At 39.1% G+C, this 18,691-nt stretch carries 18 protein-coding genes, 1 pseudogene and 1 riboswitch; of the genes and pseudogenes, 6 read left to right on the forward strand and 13 right to left on the reverse strand.

Going from position 1 to position 18,691, the window contains the following annotated elements; genetic code table 11:
* Positions 1 to 40: 40 nt before the first annotated feature.
* Positions 41 to 544, reverse strand: coding sequence for a QueT transporter family protein (locus IGL31_RS11455; protein ID WP_010829737.1), 504 nt, complete (start codon positions 542 to 544; stop codon positions 41 to 43).
* Positions 545 to 556: 12 nt separating this feature from the next.
* Positions 557 to 603, reverse strand: a riboswitch (PreQ1 riboswitch).
* A 537-nt stretch (positions 604 to 1,140) separates the two neighbouring features.
* Between IGL31_RS11455 and IGL31_RS11460 the strand changes: the two genes are divergently transcribed.
* Positions 1,141 to 2,106 carry a diacylglycerol/lipid kinase family protein gene (locus IGL31_RS11460; RefSeq protein WP_002318552.1) on the forward strand — a complete coding sequence of 322 codons (966 nt, stop codon included), beginning with the start codon at positions 1,141 to 1,143 and terminating at the stop codon, positions 2,104 to 2,106.
* 98 nt (positions 2,107 to 2,204) lie between these two features.
* Here IGL31_RS11460 and IGL31_RS11465 read toward each other — a convergent pair whose 3' ends face one another.
* Genes IGL31_RS11465 through IGL31_RS11475 form a run of 3 tightly spaced genes read right to left on the reverse strand, consistent with a single transcriptional unit; the run spans position 2,205 to position 5,455 of the window.
* Positions 2,205 to 3,377: an ABC transporter permease gene (locus tag IGL31_RS11465; protein ID WP_010829738.1), complete on the reverse strand. Its 1,173-nt coding sequence runs from the start codon at positions 3,375 to 3,377 to the stop codon at positions 2,205 to 2,207.
* On the reverse strand, positions 3,364 to 4,509 hold the full coding sequence (locus tag IGL31_RS11470) for an ABC transporter permease (RefSeq protein ID WP_002294551.1): 1,146 nt from the start codon (positions 4,507 to 4,509) through the stop codon (positions 3,364 to 3,366). Before IGL31_RS11470 ends, IGL31_RS11465 begins: the two co-directional genes overlap by 14 nt.
* 13 nt (positions 4,510 to 4,522) lie before the next feature.
* Positions 4,523 to 5,455, reverse strand: coding sequence for an ABC transporter ATP-binding protein (locus tag IGL31_RS11475; protein WP_002324227.1), 933 nt, complete (start codon positions 5,453 to 5,455; stop codon positions 4,523 to 4,525).
* Between the two features lie 86 nt (positions 5,456 to 5,541).
* Between IGL31_RS11475 and IGL31_RS11480 the strand changes: the two are divergent.
* Positions 5,542 to 6,651 (forward strand): annotated as a pseudogene (locus IGL31_RS11480) (sensor histidine kinase).
* Positions 6,648 to 7,277 carry a response regulator transcription factor gene (locus IGL31_RS11485; RefSeq protein WP_002289597.1) on the forward strand — a complete coding sequence of 210 codons (630 nt, stop codon included), beginning with the start codon at positions 6,648 to 6,650 and terminating at the stop codon, positions 7,275 to 7,277. The pseudogene IGL31_RS11480 and the gene IGL31_RS11485 overlap by 4 nt, the downstream one beginning before the upstream one ends.
* Before the next feature lie 109 nt (positions 7,278 to 7,386).
* Here IGL31_RS11485 and IGL31_RS11490 read toward each other — a convergent pair whose 3' ends face one another.
* The 5 genes from IGL31_RS11490 to IGL31_RS11510 form a co-directional block, all read right to left on the reverse strand.
* Positions 7,387 to 7,596 (reverse strand): cold-shock protein, encoded by a 210-nt coding sequence (locus tag IGL31_RS11490; RefSeq protein WP_086300254.1) that lies wholly within the window; start codon positions 7,594 to 7,596, stop codon positions 7,387 to 7,389.
* A gap of 102 nt (positions 7,597 to 7,698) precedes the next feature.
* Positions 7,699 to 10,287 (reverse strand): SF1B family DNA helicase RecD2, encoded by a 2,589-nt coding sequence (gene recD2, locus IGL31_RS11495; protein ID WP_010728075.1) that lies wholly within the window; start codon positions 10,285 to 10,287, stop codon positions 7,699 to 7,701.
* 19 nt (positions 10,288 to 10,306) lie between these two features.
* Positions 10,307 to 10,966: a histidine phosphatase family protein gene (locus IGL31_RS11500; protein ID WP_002294557.1), complete on the reverse strand. Its 660-nt coding sequence runs from the start codon at positions 10,964 to 10,966 to the stop codon at positions 10,307 to 10,309.
* Positions 10,967 to 11,014: 48 nt separating this feature from the next.
* Entirely contained in the window at positions 11,015 to 11,518 is a 504-nt protein-coding gene (gene trmL / locus IGL31_RS11505; RefSeq protein ID WP_002289592.1) for a tRNA (uridine(34)/cytosine(34)/5-carboxymethylaminomethyluridine(34)-2'-O)-methyltransferase TrmL, read from the reverse strand.
* A gap of 219 nt (positions 11,519 to 11,737) precedes the next feature.
* On the reverse strand, positions 11,738 to 12,604 hold the full coding sequence (locus IGL31_RS11510) for a methyltransferase domain-containing protein (RefSeq protein ID WP_010829739.1): 867 nt from the start codon (positions 12,602 to 12,604) through the stop codon (positions 11,738 to 11,740).
* Positions 12,605 to 12,712: 108 nt separating this feature from the next.
* Between IGL31_RS11510 and IGL31_RS11515 the strand changes: the two genes are divergently transcribed.
* Complete coding sequence (locus IGL31_RS11515; protein ID WP_002294560.1) at positions 12,713 to 13,354, forward strand: copper homeostasis protein CutC; 642 nt, start codon at positions 12,713 to 12,715, stop codon at positions 13,352 to 13,354.
* Between the two features lie 61 nt (positions 13,355 to 13,415).
* On the opposite strand, the gene mgtE is transcribed toward IGL31_RS11515, so the two are convergent.
* Genes mgtE through IGL31_RS11535 form a run of 4 tightly spaced genes read right to left on the reverse strand, consistent with a single transcriptional unit; the run spans position 13,416 to position 17,175 of the window.
* A complete protein-coding gene (gene mgtE / locus IGL31_RS11520; RefSeq protein WP_002294561.1) occupies positions 13,416 to 14,777 on the reverse strand; it encodes a magnesium transporter in 1,362 nt (453 codons plus the stop codon).
* 17 nt (positions 14,778 to 14,794) lie between these two features.
* Positions 14,795 to 15,694 (reverse strand): RluA family pseudouridine synthase, encoded by a 900-nt coding sequence (locus IGL31_RS11525; RefSeq protein ID WP_002294562.1) that lies wholly within the window; start codon positions 15,692 to 15,694, stop codon positions 14,795 to 14,797.
* A 1-nt stretch (position 15,695) separates the two neighbouring features.
* On the reverse strand, positions 15,696 to 16,493 hold the full coding sequence (locus tag IGL31_RS11530) for an NAD kinase (protein WP_002289847.1): 798 nt from the start codon (positions 16,491 to 16,493) through the stop codon (positions 15,696 to 15,698).
* Entirely contained in the window at positions 16,471 to 17,175 is a 705-nt protein-coding gene (locus tag IGL31_RS11535) for a GTP pyrophosphokinase (protein WP_002289848.1), read from the reverse strand. The genes IGL31_RS11530 and IGL31_RS11535 overlap by 23 nt, the downstream gene beginning before the upstream one ends.
* A gap of 130 nt (positions 17,176 to 17,305) precedes the next feature.
* Between IGL31_RS11535 and IGL31_RS11540 the strand changes: the two genes are divergently transcribed.
* Positions 17,306 to 17,881 (forward strand): CYTH domain-containing protein, encoded by a 576-nt coding sequence (locus IGL31_RS11540; RefSeq protein WP_002289849.1) that lies wholly within the window; start codon positions 17,306 to 17,308, stop codon positions 17,879 to 17,881.
* Positions 17,882 to 17,998: 117 nt separating this feature from the next.
* Positions 17,999 to 18,676 carry a ClpXP adapter SpxH family protein gene (locus tag IGL31_RS11545; RefSeq protein ID WP_002289850.1) on the forward strand — a complete coding sequence of 226 codons (678 nt, stop codon included), beginning with the start codon at positions 17,999 to 18,001 and terminating at the stop codon, positions 18,674 to 18,676.
* Positions 18,677 to 18,691 lie beyond the last annotated feature (15 nt).

The following is an 18,691-nucleotide window of genomic DNA, read 5'->3' on the forward strand; positions in this document are numbered from 1 at the left end:
AGAAAACAGCTAATCTGCTTTCTTTTTTCGCTTTTTATAATTAGACACGCTTTTCAAAATCAAGCGCGCGATCTAAATAATACATCAATGGTGCTGAAACAGCCATGACGATAAACTCACTTAATGCAAGCGTGCCATAGGTTGTCCAAAATGCTTGGCCACCTGTTGGAACTAACATATAAGCAATCAGTCCCATGCTGATGGTAAAGAAGATCGTGTTCAATACTAAACGCATCTTTACATTTTTCACTTTGTTTTGCAATAAAGCTGTCAGGCCTAAAGAAAGCAATGTTTGGCCGCCACCAAAAACCACATCCATGATACCAAAACCAAAGAAGGCATTATAGACGATGACCCCGCCTAAAACTCCCCCAAGCAATTTACGGTTAAAGACAACTAAATGATTCAAACTTTCTGAAATACGAAACTGGATCGGCCCTGAGGATACAGGCGCAACTAAAATAGTTAACGCTAGATAAAGAGCCATGATGATGCCATTTACAACGATTACGGATAACCGTTGTCTGCTTTTCGTTTTTTGCATTTTCTCTCCTCTTTTCTCCTAGTTTTTTTAACGCGGGATGGTTGATGAACCGCGGTTATGTGAAACAAACAATAATTATAACAGACTTTTCATTTATTTCAATCCGTCTTATCTGCTTTTAAAAAAGCAAAAGCTTAAATAATGTAAACGTTTGCTAAAAATCGTGGGATATGGTATAAAGTAAGTGTAAGGGGTCATAAGAATTCCCAGTAAAGCAGACGAAGTAGGATCTGCAAGAACAGAATTGTTGTGAAACTTAAATAAATAAAAAAGGATGTGGGAATTTGAGCAACCTCTTACTAGAGAACGGTCTAGCAAGCAGCTGAAGATCTAAGTGGACATGCCGAACCTTGGAACTTCTCCTTACGTAAGTAATGGATCATGCGCTTGCTAGGCTTTTTTGTGTTTTTCGGTCTTCGGACCTTTTTCATTTTCCTAGACTTCTGCTATAATAACCAAGAATTAATTTTGTAACAGATTTTTTTGAAAAAACAAGTTTCTTTCATTCAAAAAATAGAAAAAGCTTGCTAATTATTGGTTAACCAGCAAACAGGAGTATTAAAATATCTTGTTTTATTGAATAGCAGGAGGAAATTATGAAATTCCATTATCATATATTGATCAATCCATCGGCAGGCAGCGGAAATGGCTATAAAGTAGCAGAAAGAATTTTACCGGTATTAAAAAATAAGCATATTGACTATACACTTCATTATAGTGAATACAAAGGACACGATGCTGAGATTGCTGAAACTTTGGCAAAAGAAACATTGATTCCTTGGATAGAAGAAGAACAGAAAACAATCGATATTTTCCCCCTTTTGATCATCGTAGGAGGTGACGGCACCTTACATCAGGTACTTGATACTTTCTATCAGATGGAAGTAGAATTCCCAGTTGCTTATATTCCAGCAGGTTCTGGAAATGATTTTGCTCGAGGGGCAGGCCTTCCAAAAAATCCCAAAAAAGGACTTCAGCTGATTTTAGCAGCTCAATCACCAGAAAAAGTCCACATAATGGCTTATGAAGAAAAAATAAGTGAAAAAAAAGGAATAGCTGTTAATAATTTCGGTATAGGATTAGATGCAGCTATCGTCCATGCGACAAATCATTCTTCCACAAAAAAGCGATTGAACAAATACAACTTAGGATCATTTTCGTATTTATTCTCTATTCTCCGTGCTTTATTCACTCAAAAAGGATTTCCAATTCTGGTAGATGCAGGAGGAAAACAATTAAGTTTTTCAAACGCATTTTTATGTACAGCAACGAAGCATCCTTTTTTTGGCGGAGGAATCGCGATTGTTCCAACTGCTGATGCGTCTAAACCAGTCATTGATTTTGTCGTGGTCGAACGAATCAATTTCTTTAAAATCTTGTGGCTCATTCTTTTACTTATACAGAAAAAACAATTGAAATCGAAATATTTCCATCACTACACAACAAACAGATTACGTATCGTTTCAACAACACCGCAACATGGTCAAGAAGATGGAGAAGAAATGGAAAAACGACCTTTTGATATCACAATAACCACAACTAAACAGTTGTTTTGGTGTTAATAAAAGAGGTTTTGTCAGAAGCTACATCTGGAACACCGTTTATTCGGAAAAAAGGACTGTGACACGACTTTTGTCACAGTCCTTTTTTTACTATGCAGTTAATTCTTTGCCCAATTGGGTTGCCATCGATAGTTTCTTTCTTTACCCAAAATAAATTGGATCATTGAAAACACCGCAGCAAAAGCAACTAAGACACAACCATTGAACCAAAAAGATTCTGCAAATGTTTGATTGTAACTGAGTGTTTCACTGATCAAGTTATTATTTTGAACAAACCAATATGTTGGTGTGAATGCCGCTATTTTGCTAACCATTTCTGGCAAGTATTCTGCTGGTACAAACACCCCACCGATAAAGCAACTGCCTGTGATAAAAATATCTTTGATCCCACTGCTGGTTTCTGAGTTTTTTACCAATGAAGTGATACAAGCCGAAAAGCTAATGACCGGCAATAAAAACAAGAAAGTATTTAAAATATGATACCATACCGTTATATCCCACGAGGTGTGGATCACTAACAGAACCATTAGAAGTAAGAAGCCACTGAACAACAGCAGCGAGTAACTAATCAAACTAAAGGTTACTTTGCGATTCAAGTTTCGTTTGGTAATGGGCGCACTCTGGTTTCGTTTACTGATCTCTTTGCGATTAAACGCTAGATTGATGACGCTGAAACCGCTAAAAATGGATAGAAACAACCCATAAGACAAGAAATTAAAGGTTGTGCCCGTCAACAGCTTTTTCATCCGCTGACTATATCCCGCACTTAGCTCAACTTCTCCAGTAACCGAGAGTGCCATTTGTGTCTGTTCCATAGCTGCATCGATTGTTTTATCTTCTTCTTGAAACAGAATCAGTGTTTGCAAAAAGGTGTTCACTTGCTGTGTAACAACTGTTTTAGAAAAGGCATCTGGGCGACTCTGTATCTTGATCGTCGGCATCTTTCCTACTTCGACTTGTTCGGTAAAGTCTGCAGGCAGATGCAAGATAATGTTTACACGATTAAAATAAAGAGCATCATCGATTTCTTTTTGTGAGGTTCCATCCAATGTAACGACTGTTTCCTTGTCATTCAAATATTTACGAAGGCCTTCGACTACAGGCGACTCTTCTTCACTAATCAAGGCGATTTTCGCATCTTGCAGAGAGGTATTTTCAACATCAATATTTTGCGCAAAAAAGAATGTGGCAACAACAGTGATAATTACACCTATCAGTAAATTCGATTTATTTGCTTTAAGCAATGTCCAAATCGTTTTATAAAGCGTCATAACGCACCCCTCTTTCCATCCAAGCATTTCCTAACGCAAAAAGGAAAATAAATCCGATCAACCATAGAAGATTGGTATAAAAACTAGCCAAATCAGTGTAGAAATAAAGTTTATACAAACTTTCGCTGATCAAGTTGACGAGATTTAATTGACCAACAATCGGAATATGAAGATCAATCCAATACTTCACTTGTTCCGACCCCATCATACCAGCAAAAAAGCTCATCGCAATCGTCACTGAAATCAAGATGCTATCCTTTTGCACCAGATTCATTTTTGGTATCAAATTACCAACCAATGTACCTAACAAAATCGCACACAACGACCCCAGAGCGGTAACAATCATCAACCATTGCCAACGTTCACCAAAGTCTACTTGATAGATAAAACGAAAGACAGCTAACATAATATAAATCTCTGTCAAAACAATCGTAAAGCTTGCTGCCAAATTAGCGATTGAAACTAACGATTGCTTTCTAGGAATCAAGGACAAGCGAATACCATTTGACGATTGATTTGCTTGCTGATCCTGTACATTGCGGACCCCCCACATCGTCCCGTAGAGAATCGCCATTCCAATCAGAGTGAAGAAATAAAAACTTTTGAAACTCATATTACGACCTGCATGAACTTCTTGAAAAGATACTTCTTGTTCAAAAACAGTCATGATGGGCGCGAGATCAACGTTCTCCACTTCTGCCACTTTACTCGAAATTATACCAATACGCTGTAAAAATTGATCCATGACGTTTTTCATCAACGTCTGACTCATTCCTGCTTGACCCACATGGAGCGAAACAGATGAACCATCAATGAGATAAAAACCAGCCAAATCATCTGCATTTAGCTTTTCATTCGCTTCTACTTCCGATAGTTCCTGTACTTCAAATAATGGTTTATCATTGACTTCGACTTGTTCTAAGACTGTGGTAAAATTTTCCGAAAGCGCTGTTTGATCCGCTTTGATTACAATTCCAGTATTAATCGTTTCGAGATTGCCACCTTGATCAATCTCGCCAAAGGCCGCCATAAACATCAATCCTAAAAGAATTGGAAAGGCCAATGTCCAAAACAACATGGATTTATTTCGCAGCAGTATTTTTGTGCGATATTTATAAAAATGCCAAAACATTATTTCCCCTCCTCTAGTCTCTCAAATCCTTGCCAGTAATCTCTAAAAAGACATCATTCAAGGACGCTTCTTTGGTTGCTATTTTTCCGTAACTGATCTTTTCTTCTTGTAAGATTGTAAGAATCGGCAACAATACTGTATTTAGTTCAGTAGTTGTTACTTGGAGCTGACCTTTTTTATAAGCGATTCCATCAGAAGCTATTGTTCGCTGAATCGCTGACAACACGTTTTCTGGGAGTAATGGGATGTCGATCGTCAAACGATCCGCCGTCCGTACCATATCTTTTAGAGATTCTTTGGTTCCTTTAGCAATCACCTGTCCTTGATCCATGATCACGATCTGGTCGCAAAGAATTTCTACTTCTTCCATGTAATGTGTTGTATAGACAATGGTTGCTCCTTGTCGATTCAGCTCCTTGATACTTTCTAAAATTTTATTCCGACTTTGGGGGTCTACAGCTACTGTCGGCTCATCTAAAAAAATTAACCGCGGCTTGTGGGCAATCCCACATGCGATGTTCAACCGACGTTTCAAGCCACCACTAAGTTCTCCTGGACGAAACGACACATATTTTTCTAATCCCACTAATTGAATCACCTCTTCAATCAAGGCTTTCCTTTTCTCTTTTTCGGAAACATATAAACCGCAAAAATAATCGATATTTTCTTGCACACTTAGTTCGTCAAAGACCGCAACGTCTTGAGGAACGACCCCAATCATTGCCTTGACAGCATAATTTTCAGGAGTCATTGTTGTCCCGAACAATTTAATGGTTCCTTTGTCATAATTTAACAAAGAAAGCATACAGTTGATGGCAGTCGATTTCCCACTGCCGTTTGGTCCTAACAGACCTAAGACTTCTCCTTCTTGTACTTGCAGATCAAAATGATTCAATGCTACAAAATCTCCATAGCGTTTGACTAATTTATCAATTTCGATAATCATCATGAAAAACTCCTTCCAAATTTCTTGTTGATCTGACTATAATAAAGTGCAAGAAAAGAAACTAGTGACGATTGGCTAAACCACACATGACATTTGTCACAATGAAGGAGTCTGCTATGCATAAATCTCGGCTACTCAACGAAACTAGCTTTCTACTGGTTATCTCATTGCTTTTGCTGGTAAGTCAAGGATTCGTTGCTATGCAAGTTATCTATTTATTGATCGCCGTTTTATTCACTGGTGTCAGTTATTTACTGCCTACAAAGCCAAATTGGATTTTCCAAGTTATTCTATTTCTTTTATGTGCCTTTTTACCTGATCTTGTCCTGTTTCTGCCAGCGACGATGCGAGTGATCGCCCCTGAAGAAAGCCACCTTGATTACTTGTTTTTGTTAGGTTTTTTGTTGATTTCGACGGTTGGTAATCATCCCCCCATCAAGGTCGCCTTTGTCGTAATTTTGCTGTTTTTTTCCTTTTACTTACGAAAAAAAGATCAACGAACGACCGATCTTGAGAAAAAGTACATTGTCTCCAAAGATACTCATTGGGAAAAACAACAAGAGTTATCGGAACAAAATAAAGCATTGGCCCTGTCACAAGAAACACAATTAGCCTTGCAAATTGTGGAAGAACGGAACCGAATTGCCCGAGACATCCATGACAATGTCGGTCATCTGCTGTCAAGTGCGATTTTACAAATTGGTGCGCTTGAAATGATCAATCAAGAACCAAAACTAAAAGAACCATTAGAAAATTTAAGTGCCACCGTTCACACTGGGATGGATCGGATTCGTCAAAGTGTCCATGACCTCCATGAGACATCGATCTCTTTTCAACACTCCTTAGAGTTTCTGATCGCTGATTTTCCTTCTTCTGTTACGATTGAAGGAAACTTGTTTGAAGGATTGAATGAAACGCAGCAAAACTGCTTCTTAATGGTCATCAAAGAAGCCTTAACCAACAGTATCAAACATAGTCATGCCAAAACCGTTGTTTTACATTTTCGAACGTTGCCGGCCTTTTATCGCTTGCAAATCACGAATGATGGCACCAGCCCACAAAAAAATTCTGCTCCCGGTATTGGTTTGAAAACGATGCGTCAACGTGTTCAAGAATAAAAGGGACAAGTCCATATTTTCCAAGAAAACCAGCAATTTCAGTTAACGATCATTTTACCAAGGGAGGGACACCAATGATAACAGTAGTCATTATTGATGATGATCCATTTGTGACGAAATCGTTACAAACCATTTTAGAAAGCACGAAAGAGATCCGTGTGTTAGGCATTGGTCATTGTGCCAAGGATGCGCTAGTCTTATACGAAACCCATCGTCCCGATGTTTTGCTGACGGACATCCGCATGCCTAAACAAACGGGCATCGATGCTGCCAAAGAAATTTTGGCTAAATTTCCCAAAGCCATCCTTTTGCTTTTGACGACATTCAAAGATGAAGAATACATCCGCGAAGCATTTTCCATCGGTGTCAAAGGGTATTTAATCAAACAGAACTTGCAAGCGATTATTCCTTCTGTCAAATCCGCTTATAATGGACAGGCCGTATTTGGTAATGAAATCATCGAGACTTTCACTCAAATGATGAAGAATAAACCGACGATTGATAGTCATGCTTATGCTTCTTTTAGTGAACGTGAGCTTGCAATCATCAAAGAAGTAGCTGCCGGGAAAAACAATAAAGAAATTGCAGATGCCTTGTACTTGAGTGACGGCACTGTTCGTAATTACATCAGCCAATTACTAGAAAAGCTAGATTTACGGGATCGCACGCAATTGGCTATCTATTTTTATCAGCATTTGCAATAAGTCTTATCTAACACAAAAAAACCTGAATGATGCTCCTTCGCATCATTCAGGTTTTTTTCACATCTTCTATTCAATTGTCCCGCAAACCATTTCCTCACGATTGAAAGAATCAAGGATTCGTTGGATTGTTCGGCGTGTTAGGCGGAAAAATAGGCGCCTTGTCTAACGTTTTTTCTAGTTTTGATTCTTCACGATCGTCTCGTTCTACATCAGGACTTTCATTCAATTTGAATTCTTTTTCCATCTCATCTAACTTTTTAAAGTCATTGCCAGATTCTTTTGCTAATTTCGCTAATTTATCTTCGGTTTCTTTAGCCATAAAGTAACGTCCCCCTTTTGATTTCAGCTTAGCATATCACACTGAAAAAACAAAAGAAAACGCTAACCAATGATCATTTTTAGCTATTTCTCATCTTTAAAATCAAGCATTTTTTGCCGGTATAAAATCGTAGGGAGAACTGTTTTCCATACCAATCATCGGATCTACTAACTGGTTATCGATCACTTCTGCTGTAAGAACGAAATCTTTAGAAACAGCAGGTTCTACCTCTTCTTTCTTTTCTTCTCCAACAAATGAAGAAAACAGATCTGGTTCCACTGTTTCCATTACTTGTTTTTTCGATTCATTCGTCCCTCTGTCATCTTCTACAGGTAGCTTTTCTTTTACAACCCGTGGCTCTTTTGTATAGTTCCCATCTTCAAATGGATCATTTCCGACCAAAGAATCTTCATAAGCTGCTAGTTTGGTCCGGAGAGTGATATTCATTTTATCATTATCTATGATCCTTGATTTCAACGTAGTCATCCGGCTTGCTGATTCATTCGCTACACAAGTGACATAGGCTTGCTCTTCCCCTAACAAAATCAACAGTTCCTTACTGCGAGTCACTGCCGTGTAGAGCAAATTACGCTGAAGCATCCGCTGATATTGATGGACCATGGGCAAAATAACCATCTTGAATTCACTGCCTTGTGATTTATGGATTGAGCAACAATAAGAAAGAGTGATTTTATTCCATTCGTTTCTTTTATAAGTGACCTCATTTGCATCAAACTGGATAACTAATTCATCCACTTTATCTTCAGAATCTTTTGCCAAGATGATACCCGTGATTTCTCCCATATCTCCATTGAATACATTCAATTCGGGAGTATTGACTAATTGGAGGACTTTGTCTCCTATCCGATAAACGGTGTCGTTCCAATGTACTTCCTTTTTTCCAGGTTTCCCTGGATTGAATATCTCCTGCATCATTTTATTTAACGCATCGATCCCTGCAGGTCCCCGATACATTGGTGCTAATACTTGGATATCTTGTGCACGGAATCCCTTATTTTTCGCTTTTTCCACAATTTTAGAGATCAAGGGTTCAATTTGATAAGCATCACTTCGGAAATAGGAACGATCTTTTTGATTCTTTGTGAAATCTTTTGGCAGACGTCCTTCTTTGATCTCATGGGCAAGAGGAATAATACTAGAACCATCACCTTGCCGATAAATCTGATTGAGTTCCATTTTGGGAATTTGTTCGATTTCCAAAAGATCATGGAGTACTTGACCAGGACCGACAGAGGGAAGCTGATCTTTGTCTCCTACTAAGATAACTTGCATATTCGTCGGAATCGCTTTGAATAATGTGTTAGCCAGCCATGTATCGACCATAGACATCTCATCAACAATCAAAAGTCCGCCTTCTAATTCTTTCGTACTGACTGAAGGTGTTTTTTCCCGTCCATTCAGCCCCAGAAGACGATGGATCGTACTGGCAGGCAGACCTGTCGTTTCGTTCATTCGTTTAGCTGCTCGGCCAGTTGGTGCTGCAAGTAGAATAGGAAAAATTTCTTGGGTATATTTTGAAGGATCCAATTCCAGTCCGTTCAACTCTGCAAAAAGATTGACGATTCCGTTGATCACAGTAGTTTTCCCCGTACCTGGTCCTCCTGTTAAAATAAATAGAGGGGAACGGATTGCTTCAGCGATAGCTTGTTCTTGCGAAGGTCCATACTGTATGCCGAATATTTTTTCGATACGCCGAATATTCTTCTGCACTTCTTTTTCAGGATAATGGATTTCTTTTTTACGACTGAGAAGGCGCTGGATCGAATTACCGATCCCCCATTCAGAAAAGTACAAACTGTTTTCGTAAAGATTAGTCTCTTCTTGTTGTATCTTTCCTTCTTCAACAAGTTGGATAATTACAGTAGCAACCTGATCAGGCTGGATTTCAATTGGGCGACTTGTTTCTAAAATACGGATCGTTTGCTGAAGCAATGTCTCCGCCGGTACGTATGTATCTCCTGTTTGAACTGCATGCTGAAAAATCTGATGCAAGATAGCTGCTCGAATTCTTCTCGGTGAATCTGCTGCAATACCGATTTGTTCGGCTAGATTATCTGCACGTTTGAACCCGATTCCTTCTATGTCTTCGACTAGCTGGTACGGATTTTCTTCGATGATATCCAAAGACTCGTTCTTATAGGCCTGGTAGATACTGAAAGCTAACTGACTACCGAACCCGTAACGATTCAGTCCCATGATCACTTGATCCATCCCGTGGTTTAGCCGAATCGTCTCAGCAAGCATTTCTCTTTTTGGCTTCGTCAAACCGGAGATTTGTTTTAATACCGAAGGATCAGCAATGATTTTTTCGATAGCATCTTCTCCCAGCAATTCTACAATTTTTTCTGCTGTTTTCTTCCCGATTCCTGGGAATTTTTCGCTGGAAAGATACGCTACGATCCCATTTGCAGTTGTTGGCTTTTCTTGCTCATATCTTTCGAGTTTAAGCTGCCTTCCGTATTTAGGATGATCCACTAATTCTCCATAAAAACGATAAGTCTCATTTTCTTGAATATCGCCGAAACTTCCGGTGACTACAATCTCTTTTTCACGGTAATCAGCTGTGGTTTCACTGATGTGTACCAAAAGCACTTTGTAAAAATTACTAGGATTTTGAAAAAAAATCGCGGCAACTGTACCAACGAAATAAGGCATTTCTTCTGGCTGCATCGGAAGCCGCCTCCTTCTTCTATAGTAAAGGTTCTGGTGCTGTTTCAGTTCCTAAAAAATCTGTTTGGTTCCATACTTTCAGTTCATATGGCAATAATCTGCAAGGCTCTTCAGTCTCTAAAATCGTCAAACTACTATTGAACAATCCACCCATTTCACGCAACTCACTTAGCTCTTTTCCTGTCATCCATTGAATAGCTGCAGTTAAAGAAGCTCCATGTCCTACGAATAAAAGTGGGCCATCTTTATGTTGGGCAACCGCATCTGCTACAACAGTTTCGATACGTGTGATTGCCGATTCAATCGTTTCTCCGTGAAAAGGAGAAGGATCATACAGATCTAAATGATTACGCAAATTCGGCAGATTATCCGGATATTTCTGGTACATTTCATCGATCGACTGACCTTCTAAAGTACCCAGCCCTAGTTCTCTTAGCTTATCTGTATAAAAAATCTCTACCGGACGAGCAAGCTCTTTGTTGATACCTTCTGCTGTATCACGTGCTCGCTTTGCTGTACTGGAATAAATTGCTTTAAAAGGAACATATTTTACCTTTTTCCCAAATGCTTTGATTTCTTCGTAACTTTGTGGCAAAAGCGGAGAATCGCCATTGCTCCCTTGAAAACGTCTTTCCTGATTCCATTGTGTCTTCCCATGTCGGGTAAAATATAGTTCCATACGCAGCACTCTCCTGTCTTTCTTTTATTTTACTCTATAATAAACTGTCTAATCCAGCTTGTCATTTTCATAGTGATGCGTCAATTCTAAATTAGGGAATCCTTGCTGGCGAAGTGCTTCATACACTATCATTGCAGCTGTATTCGATAAATTCAATGAGCGGACATGCTCATCATTCATAGGGATGCGTAAACACTTTTCTTCGTTTTCACGCATAAATGTTTCTGGCAAACCGGTTGTTTCTTTTCCAAATAAAAAGAAGTGCTCTTCTCCATCAGCAAAATTTTCGTCACTATATACTTTATGGGCAAATTTTGAGATCAAATGTAGTTTACGATTACCTAAAAATGTTAAAAAAGCTTCTAAATTACTGTGGTAAGTAATATTTACATCATTCCAATAATCCAACCCTGCCCGTTTTAGATGTTTGTCATCAGTTGAAAAACCTAGTGGCTCGATTAAATGAAGCGGAGTATTCGTGGCTGCACACGTACGGGCAATATTTCCAGTGTTTGCAGGGATTAATGGTTCAAATAAAACGATATGATTCATCAGGATCATTCCTCTCATATTTATGTTCGTTTCTATTTTCTGACAATTTGATTTTTGCATAAAAAAAAACGTATCAACTCGGTGTCAGTCACTGCGAGTCGTTACGTTAGTGAAGCTCTTCTCACTAACTTTTATCAGAACAGGAACCTGATAAAAACCAATGAAAAACAACTTGTTGCTAATATAACACCCTCAACTTTTTTTTGCAACCTCTACTCATTAAAAACTGCTAGAAAAACGTTTTCTCTTAGTTCCTTTTAATAATTCTATGTCAATTGTAATCTTCTTCAAAGGATTCTTATATAAGTCTGCTTTGATTCGCTCTTCTACCTGCCATTCTAAAGGTGACATGGCCAAAAGATCTTTTTTATTTTCCTCTGGTATCTCAAATTCATAGGTTACACGCTGACGTTCAGTTAATTTCATTGCTTCAGCAAACTTGGCTACTACACGTTCATTGGAATAACTCTGTTTTTCAGGTTGATTCGGATAAAAAGCCTGACGTAGTTCCTTTAAATAATTTTCTTGTGGCACCACCTTCAACACTTCTCCATCTTCTGAGAGTACACGTTGGAATTCTTGGTAATGAGAAGGCGAAAAGATATTTAAAACCGCGTTGAATGTTTGATCAGCAAACGGCAAATTGGTCAAATCAGCTACACACCAAAATGCTTCGGCAGATTGTTCTGTAGCTGCGTAGACTCCTTCTTTTGAAATATCAAATCCAACAGCATTTTGAATCTTTTTCAATTTTGAAAGTTCATTCAAGAAGCTACCTTCTCCGCAGCCAACATCTAATAGCGAGACTTCTTCAGGTAGATGCTGCGCAATAGTCTCAATAACGGGCTGATACATGCCTGATTGGATCATTCTACGCCTTGGAACGAACATTCCTTGATCGTATTCTGTTTTAACCGCATGGGATAAAAAATAAAGTGTTCCTTTTTTGGAAAGGTCAAAACGGTGATTATTTTTGCATATCAAGCCATTATCAGACTTTTTTACTTCTTCTTGGCAAACCGGACAGCGGAACAGCTGATGATTTTCTGCCAAAAACTGGCGTCCTCGGTCAATTTTTTTTAACATAGTTCCCCCTCATTTCTGTTTTATCTTACCGTTAGATGCTCACTTTGGCAACTGCTAAAAATATGATACAATGCCTAGAAGAAAGTGAAAGATAAAGGAGAAGATTAGATGATCAAAGAATTTTGCGCTGAAAACTACACATCTATTCCTCTAGCAATTGCTAGAGGAGCCGATCGGATCGAATTGTGTGACAACTTAGCGGTCGGTGGCACAACCCCGAGTACTGGTGTGATCGAAGAAACGTTAAGTTATGCTGGGGAAAAAGATATCCCCGTAATGACGATTATTCGTCCTAGAGGGGGCGACTTCGTCTATAACGATATCGAATTGAAAATCATGCATACTGATTTGATTGAAGCAAAGAAATTAGGGACGGATGGCGTAGTATTTGGTTGTCTTACTCCTTCAGGCTGGCTAGACGAAGAGGCCTTAGAACTATTGATCGAAACAGCAGAAGGGTTGCAGATCACCTTCCATATGGCTTTTGACAGTATTCCTGAAGATCGGCAATTCGAAGCAATCGATTGGCTGGTAGAACATGGTGTTGACCGTATCTTGACTCATGGCGGTCCTGCTGACAAAACTATTGTAGAAAATTTCCCACGGCTTAAAGAATTGATTGCCTATACAGATGGCCGCTTAATCATTTTGCCTGGTGGTGGTGTCACTGCAGAGAATGCAGCACATGTAGCTAAAGAATTGAACGTAAGCGAAGTACACGGAACCAAAATCGTGGATCTTCAGTTATAATCTTATAAACAAAAAAACATTTGCAACAGGCATAATGCTTATTGCAAATGTTTTTGTTTTTTTACATAAAATAGCCCATAAATAAAGAAGCAATATTGAAATAAATCAGTACACTCGTCAAATCGCTCAAAGTCGTGATAAAGGGACCGCTTGCTACTGCTGGATCAAATCCTAGACGATCCATTAGCATCGGGATTAAACTACCTGCAAGATTCGCCACTGTGATTGCAAATAGCATAGCCATCCCTATGACAAACCCCAAGATAAAATTATGTTTCCAAAAACCTACGATTAGAAAAATCGTGATCCCCGTAACAGCTCCTGTGACAACGCCGGTCAAGACTTCAGCCAAAACAAGTCGAACAAATCCATGATCTTTCTCATCAGAAATCGCAAGTCGACGAACAGCCACAGCTAGCGACTGGGTTCCAGCATTACCGGCAGTTCCTGTAATCAGCGAAATGAAGACTGCTAAAATACTCGCTTCACTTACCAAGTCTTCATAGTGACTGATTAAAGAAGCGGTCGACATACCTAAAAACAACAGAGTGATCAGCCAAGGCAAACGTCGAGACGCTGCCTTTACTGGATTTTCATTAATTTCTTCCACATTGACCCCGGCAAGTCCTGAATAATCGCTAGCAGCTTCATCATCAATAACGTCGATGATATCATCGACTGTGACGATTCCTAACAAATGATCATCATAATCGGTAACAGGAAGAGCTAAGAAGTCATAATCTCTAAATGTTTGTGCCACATCTTCTTGGTCGTCGCCTACATGAACTGAAAGCACTCGTTCGCTCATCAGATCAGAAATCATTGCGTCGTCATCATTCACGATTAGGTCGCGCAGAGAAATAACCCCTACTAGCTGACCTTCTTGATTAACGACATAGATGTAATAGATTGTTTCAGCTACATCTGCTTCGTTCTTCAGCACGTACATCGCAGAGCGAACAGTTTGATTGGCTACGATCGAAACAAATTCAGTTGTCATGATCGCGCCAGCCGTTTCATCCTCGTAATGGAGAAGTTCCTTGATTTCACTGGCATCGTCTGCCGACATCAAACTTAAATATTTAGCAATTTGCTTTTTATCCAGCGTATTAAGCAAGTCAACAGCATTATCTGTATACATCTCAGAAAGCATATCAGCTGCATAGCTAGGACGCATTTCATCTAGGTATTCTTTCATATGTTCGTTGTCTTCTTCAATCACATCGAACATATCCGCTAATTCTTTAGGCGACAGATAGGAATAGATCAGCTGCCTGTTCTCTTCTGTAAGAGATTGGTAGAATTGCCCCTGCTCATAGATATGCATCTCTAAAAAACTGTTTCTGAATGCCTGAATATTATTTTCCCTTAAATCTTGAGTCAACTGGGCAAATCTTTCCTCTAATTCTTGATTTTCATCCAAACCAATCTCACCTCGCCTTATTCTTCAAACCGTCTCACAACTGCCTCCATGTCTGCGGCTAAAGGCTGCTTGAACTCCAGCAACTCTTCTGTAAATGGATGGTAAAAACGCAGATCATAACAATGAAGGGCTTGTCTTTTTATTCCCAGATCCATTCGCCCGCCATACATATCATCACCGAGCAGGGCACAGCCAATTGCGGAAAAATGAACTCTTATTTGATGTGTCCTTCCTGTATGCAGCTGGATATCAACTAACGCGATTTCTGTTAGTCGCTTCTCTATCCAGTACTCAGTCTGTGCCGAACGTCCTTCATCAGAGACCATTCGCTTCAATAGCGAAGAATAATCTCGGGCGATCGGCAAATCGATATGTCCATGTGCCGATAAATCTGAAAGCCTTCCACTGACTAAGGCCTGATATTTTTTCACAAACTTCTTTTCACGAAGTTGCATATCTAATTTTGCGTGCGCAAATCCATGCTTTGCAAAAAGCATCAAACCAGATGTATCCCGATCTAGTCGCGTCACCACATGGATTACTTGGTTTTCGTAACCTTGTTTTTTATAATAAGCCTTTACACGATTAGCCATTGTCCCATTTGGATGGTATTGGGCAGGAATAGACGAAACGCCTGCTGGTTTATTTACTACCAGAACGTGTTCATCTTCATACACGATATCGATCGGTGTTTCATCCAAAAGTACGGTTTCATGTTCTCCTTCAGCAGGAATCACAATGGTTACCTTATCATCCTTAGCTAGAGAAAACAAGACATTTTCTACTTGATCATTAACTTTGATTTGACCGCCTTGAAATTTTATTTTCGCTAACAGACCCTTTGAGATCCCTTTTTCTTTTAAAAAATATTTTACTTGCTGAGAATGATCTTTCTCATAATCCCATGTAAACTGCATATCAATCCTCACTAATAAAGGCATCTTTCACACGATGCCAAAAATGCATATGTCGATAAGAAGCAAAATGGATCCGTTCTTCTGCTATTCGATAATAAATTGAGCGGATATTTGCTTTTGCGACATTCAATTGATCAACCGTTACAAGATAATCTTCTGTATTTTCCAATTTTATTTCTAGCCATTCATCATGGGCAATCACGATCGGAGAACCCAAAGTACGAAACACTCGATTATTCAGTGAAGCAATCTCTGCCAACTGAAAGGCATTGATACTAGGATGGATCACAGCACCGCCGACACTTTTATTATATGCTGTCGAACCAGTAGGCGTAGAAATCGTCAATCCATCTCCTCTAAAACTTTCAAACAGCTCGTTTTTGATGTATACATCGGCTACCATCGTACGATTGGCCCGTTTAATCGTTGATTCATTCAGTGCTAAAAAATGCTGGTCCGGTGTTTCATCCAAATAACTGATCCGAACATCCAGCAAGGGATAACTAACACTTTGTTCCCGGTTCGTTCGTAAGCTGTCTACTAGTTCTTCCAGCTCGTAATCCCGCCAATCCGTGTAAAACCCTAAATGACCTGTATGCACGCCCAAGAAACGCACATCATTCAGACAATGACTGTAGTGATGGAACGCCGACAATAATGTGCCGTCTCCGCCGACTGAGATGACCAATTCTGGCTCATGATCATCTCGTTGAATCCCTGCTTGTTCTAAAAGTGCGTTCAAACGTTCTGTCACTTCTATAGTCTTTGCCTCTTTATTATGAACGATCGCTACTTTCATCCCCTGCCTCCTCTCTTTCGCTTTCTTTCTTCAAAAGCGTTCGATAGTAGACATCATCTGATTTTCCTCTTCCATGGGAGAATAACCGCTGTGCTTCTTGGATTTCTTCACGGATACTGGACATCTCTTCATCCAACTGATAGGCAGCTTCTGCCGCACGCTGAAGTCGTTCACTCATTTCTTCTGGAAAAACGCCTTGATATTTATAATTCAGCGAATGCTCAATCGTTGCCCAGAAATTCATCGCAAGAGTCCGAATCTGGATTTCCGCCAAAATTTTCTTCTCACCGCTGATCAGCTGTACAGGATACTCGATCACCAGATGATAAGAACGGTAGCCACTTGCTTTTTTATTTGTGATGTAATCTCGTTCTTGGAGAACTTTCATGTCTTTTCTTTTACGGATGATCTCAACAACTTGATGGATATCTTCTACAAACTGACACATGATCCTTAACCCGGCAATATCAGACATTTCTTCTTCTAAACGTCCCATTGGAATATGCCGTAATTGTGATTTTGTTACAATACTATCGACTGGCTTGACTCTCCCAGTGACAAATTCAATCGGGACATGTCGATTTTGTTCACGGAACTGTTTGCGGATCCCCCGCAGTTTCACTTTCAATTCTGATACAGTTTGTTCATATGGTGCTAAAAATGCTTCCCAATCTCGTTCCATAGCTGATACCTCTACTTCATTAACATTCATTGTTTATTCTACCATATATGCAAAGTTTTTTCGTACTCTTGATTTATGCATTGACCAAAAAAAGAAAATTAGGCAAAATAGACAAAAAGGAGTCGATCAAATGACACAAATGCTTGAAATCGAATATAAATCTATGCTGACAAAGCAAGAGTACGAGATATTCATCGCTCACTATCAATTAACAGATAAAGATTTCCGTGTACAGACTAATATTTATTTCGATACCGTTGATGAACAGCTGAAGAAACAAAATTGTGGCCTACGGATCCGTTTCGTTGGTCATCAAGCTGAATATACATTAAAAACACCTGCTGAAAAAGGGCGTCTCGAAACAACGGATACCTTTATAACAGAAGAAGCAGAAGCATTTATCTTCGAAAAACGTCTGCCTCGTTCAGGCGCAGTTTTTCAAAAACTTTCTGATTTGAATATCGATCCTGCTTCATTAATCCAAACCGGAAAGCTTACAACAAAACGGGCTGAATTCCCTATTGAAGAAGGACTTTTAGCTATTGATGAAAGCTGGGGAGACAATCTACACGATTTTGAACTGGAACTAGAGGTAGGGGATGCATCTGTGGGAAAAATTGCTTTTATAAATTTTTTAAAACGTTTTTCTTTACCTTATCGTCCTGCTAAGAACAAGATCCAACGTATGCTTGAAGCTAAAAATTAGAAACCTTTCATTTTCACAAGGCACTTGAGTTCATTTTTTTACTTTTTTCTGTTAAGTTATAGGATGTGAAAGAATCTAGTCACTAGTTGTATAGAATCTATTTTGGGGGAGATTCATATGATCGAAATCTATTTATTTGTTAATCCTTTAGGGGAATATTGTTTCGAAATGGAACAACAGTTATTACAATTTATCGAAGAAGAGTACGGAACACCATCAAAAGAAAAGATGCAATTTCGCTTTCTTCCTTTGGTCAATTTGCAGACAATTGGGGATGTCATGCAACAAAAAGGAATTTCTCAGAACAATCTTGAGGAACGTAATCACTTATTCTCAATGACTTATTCTGCAGCATTAGACTGCAAAGCGGCGCAGTTTCAAGGAAAGAAAAAAGGCCGCCGTTTTTTGATCAAATTGCAAGAAGCAGTCGGCTGTAATGACATACCATATTCTCAAGAACTTGCTGAATCCATATTTGAAGAAATCGGCGGCGATTTGAATATGTTTAAAGAAGATCGGCAGTCTGACTTCGTTAAAGAAGTATTCTTTTCTGATCAAAAAATTGCTCGGGAAATGGGCATCACAAAACACCCTTCTGCAGTCGTTTACAATTATGCCTGCGACCGTGATTTTGGTGTTTTAGTAGAAGTAAAAGGTACAAGTAGCCTTTGGAGAATCACAGAGCTGTGTAAAACAACAGATAACTCATATCAAGTTTTTAATGGTGAACATTTACATACAAATGATTCTCAGTTCCATTCAAGAACTAGCCATTTACACTTGCTTTCTAATTAAAAAAATACGTCGACT

The organism is Enterococcus sp. MSG3290 (assembly GCF_050555565.1).
GTDB classification, from domain to species: Bacteria; Bacillota; Bacilli; order Lactobacillales; family Enterococcaceae; genus Enterococcus_B; species Enterococcus_B faecium.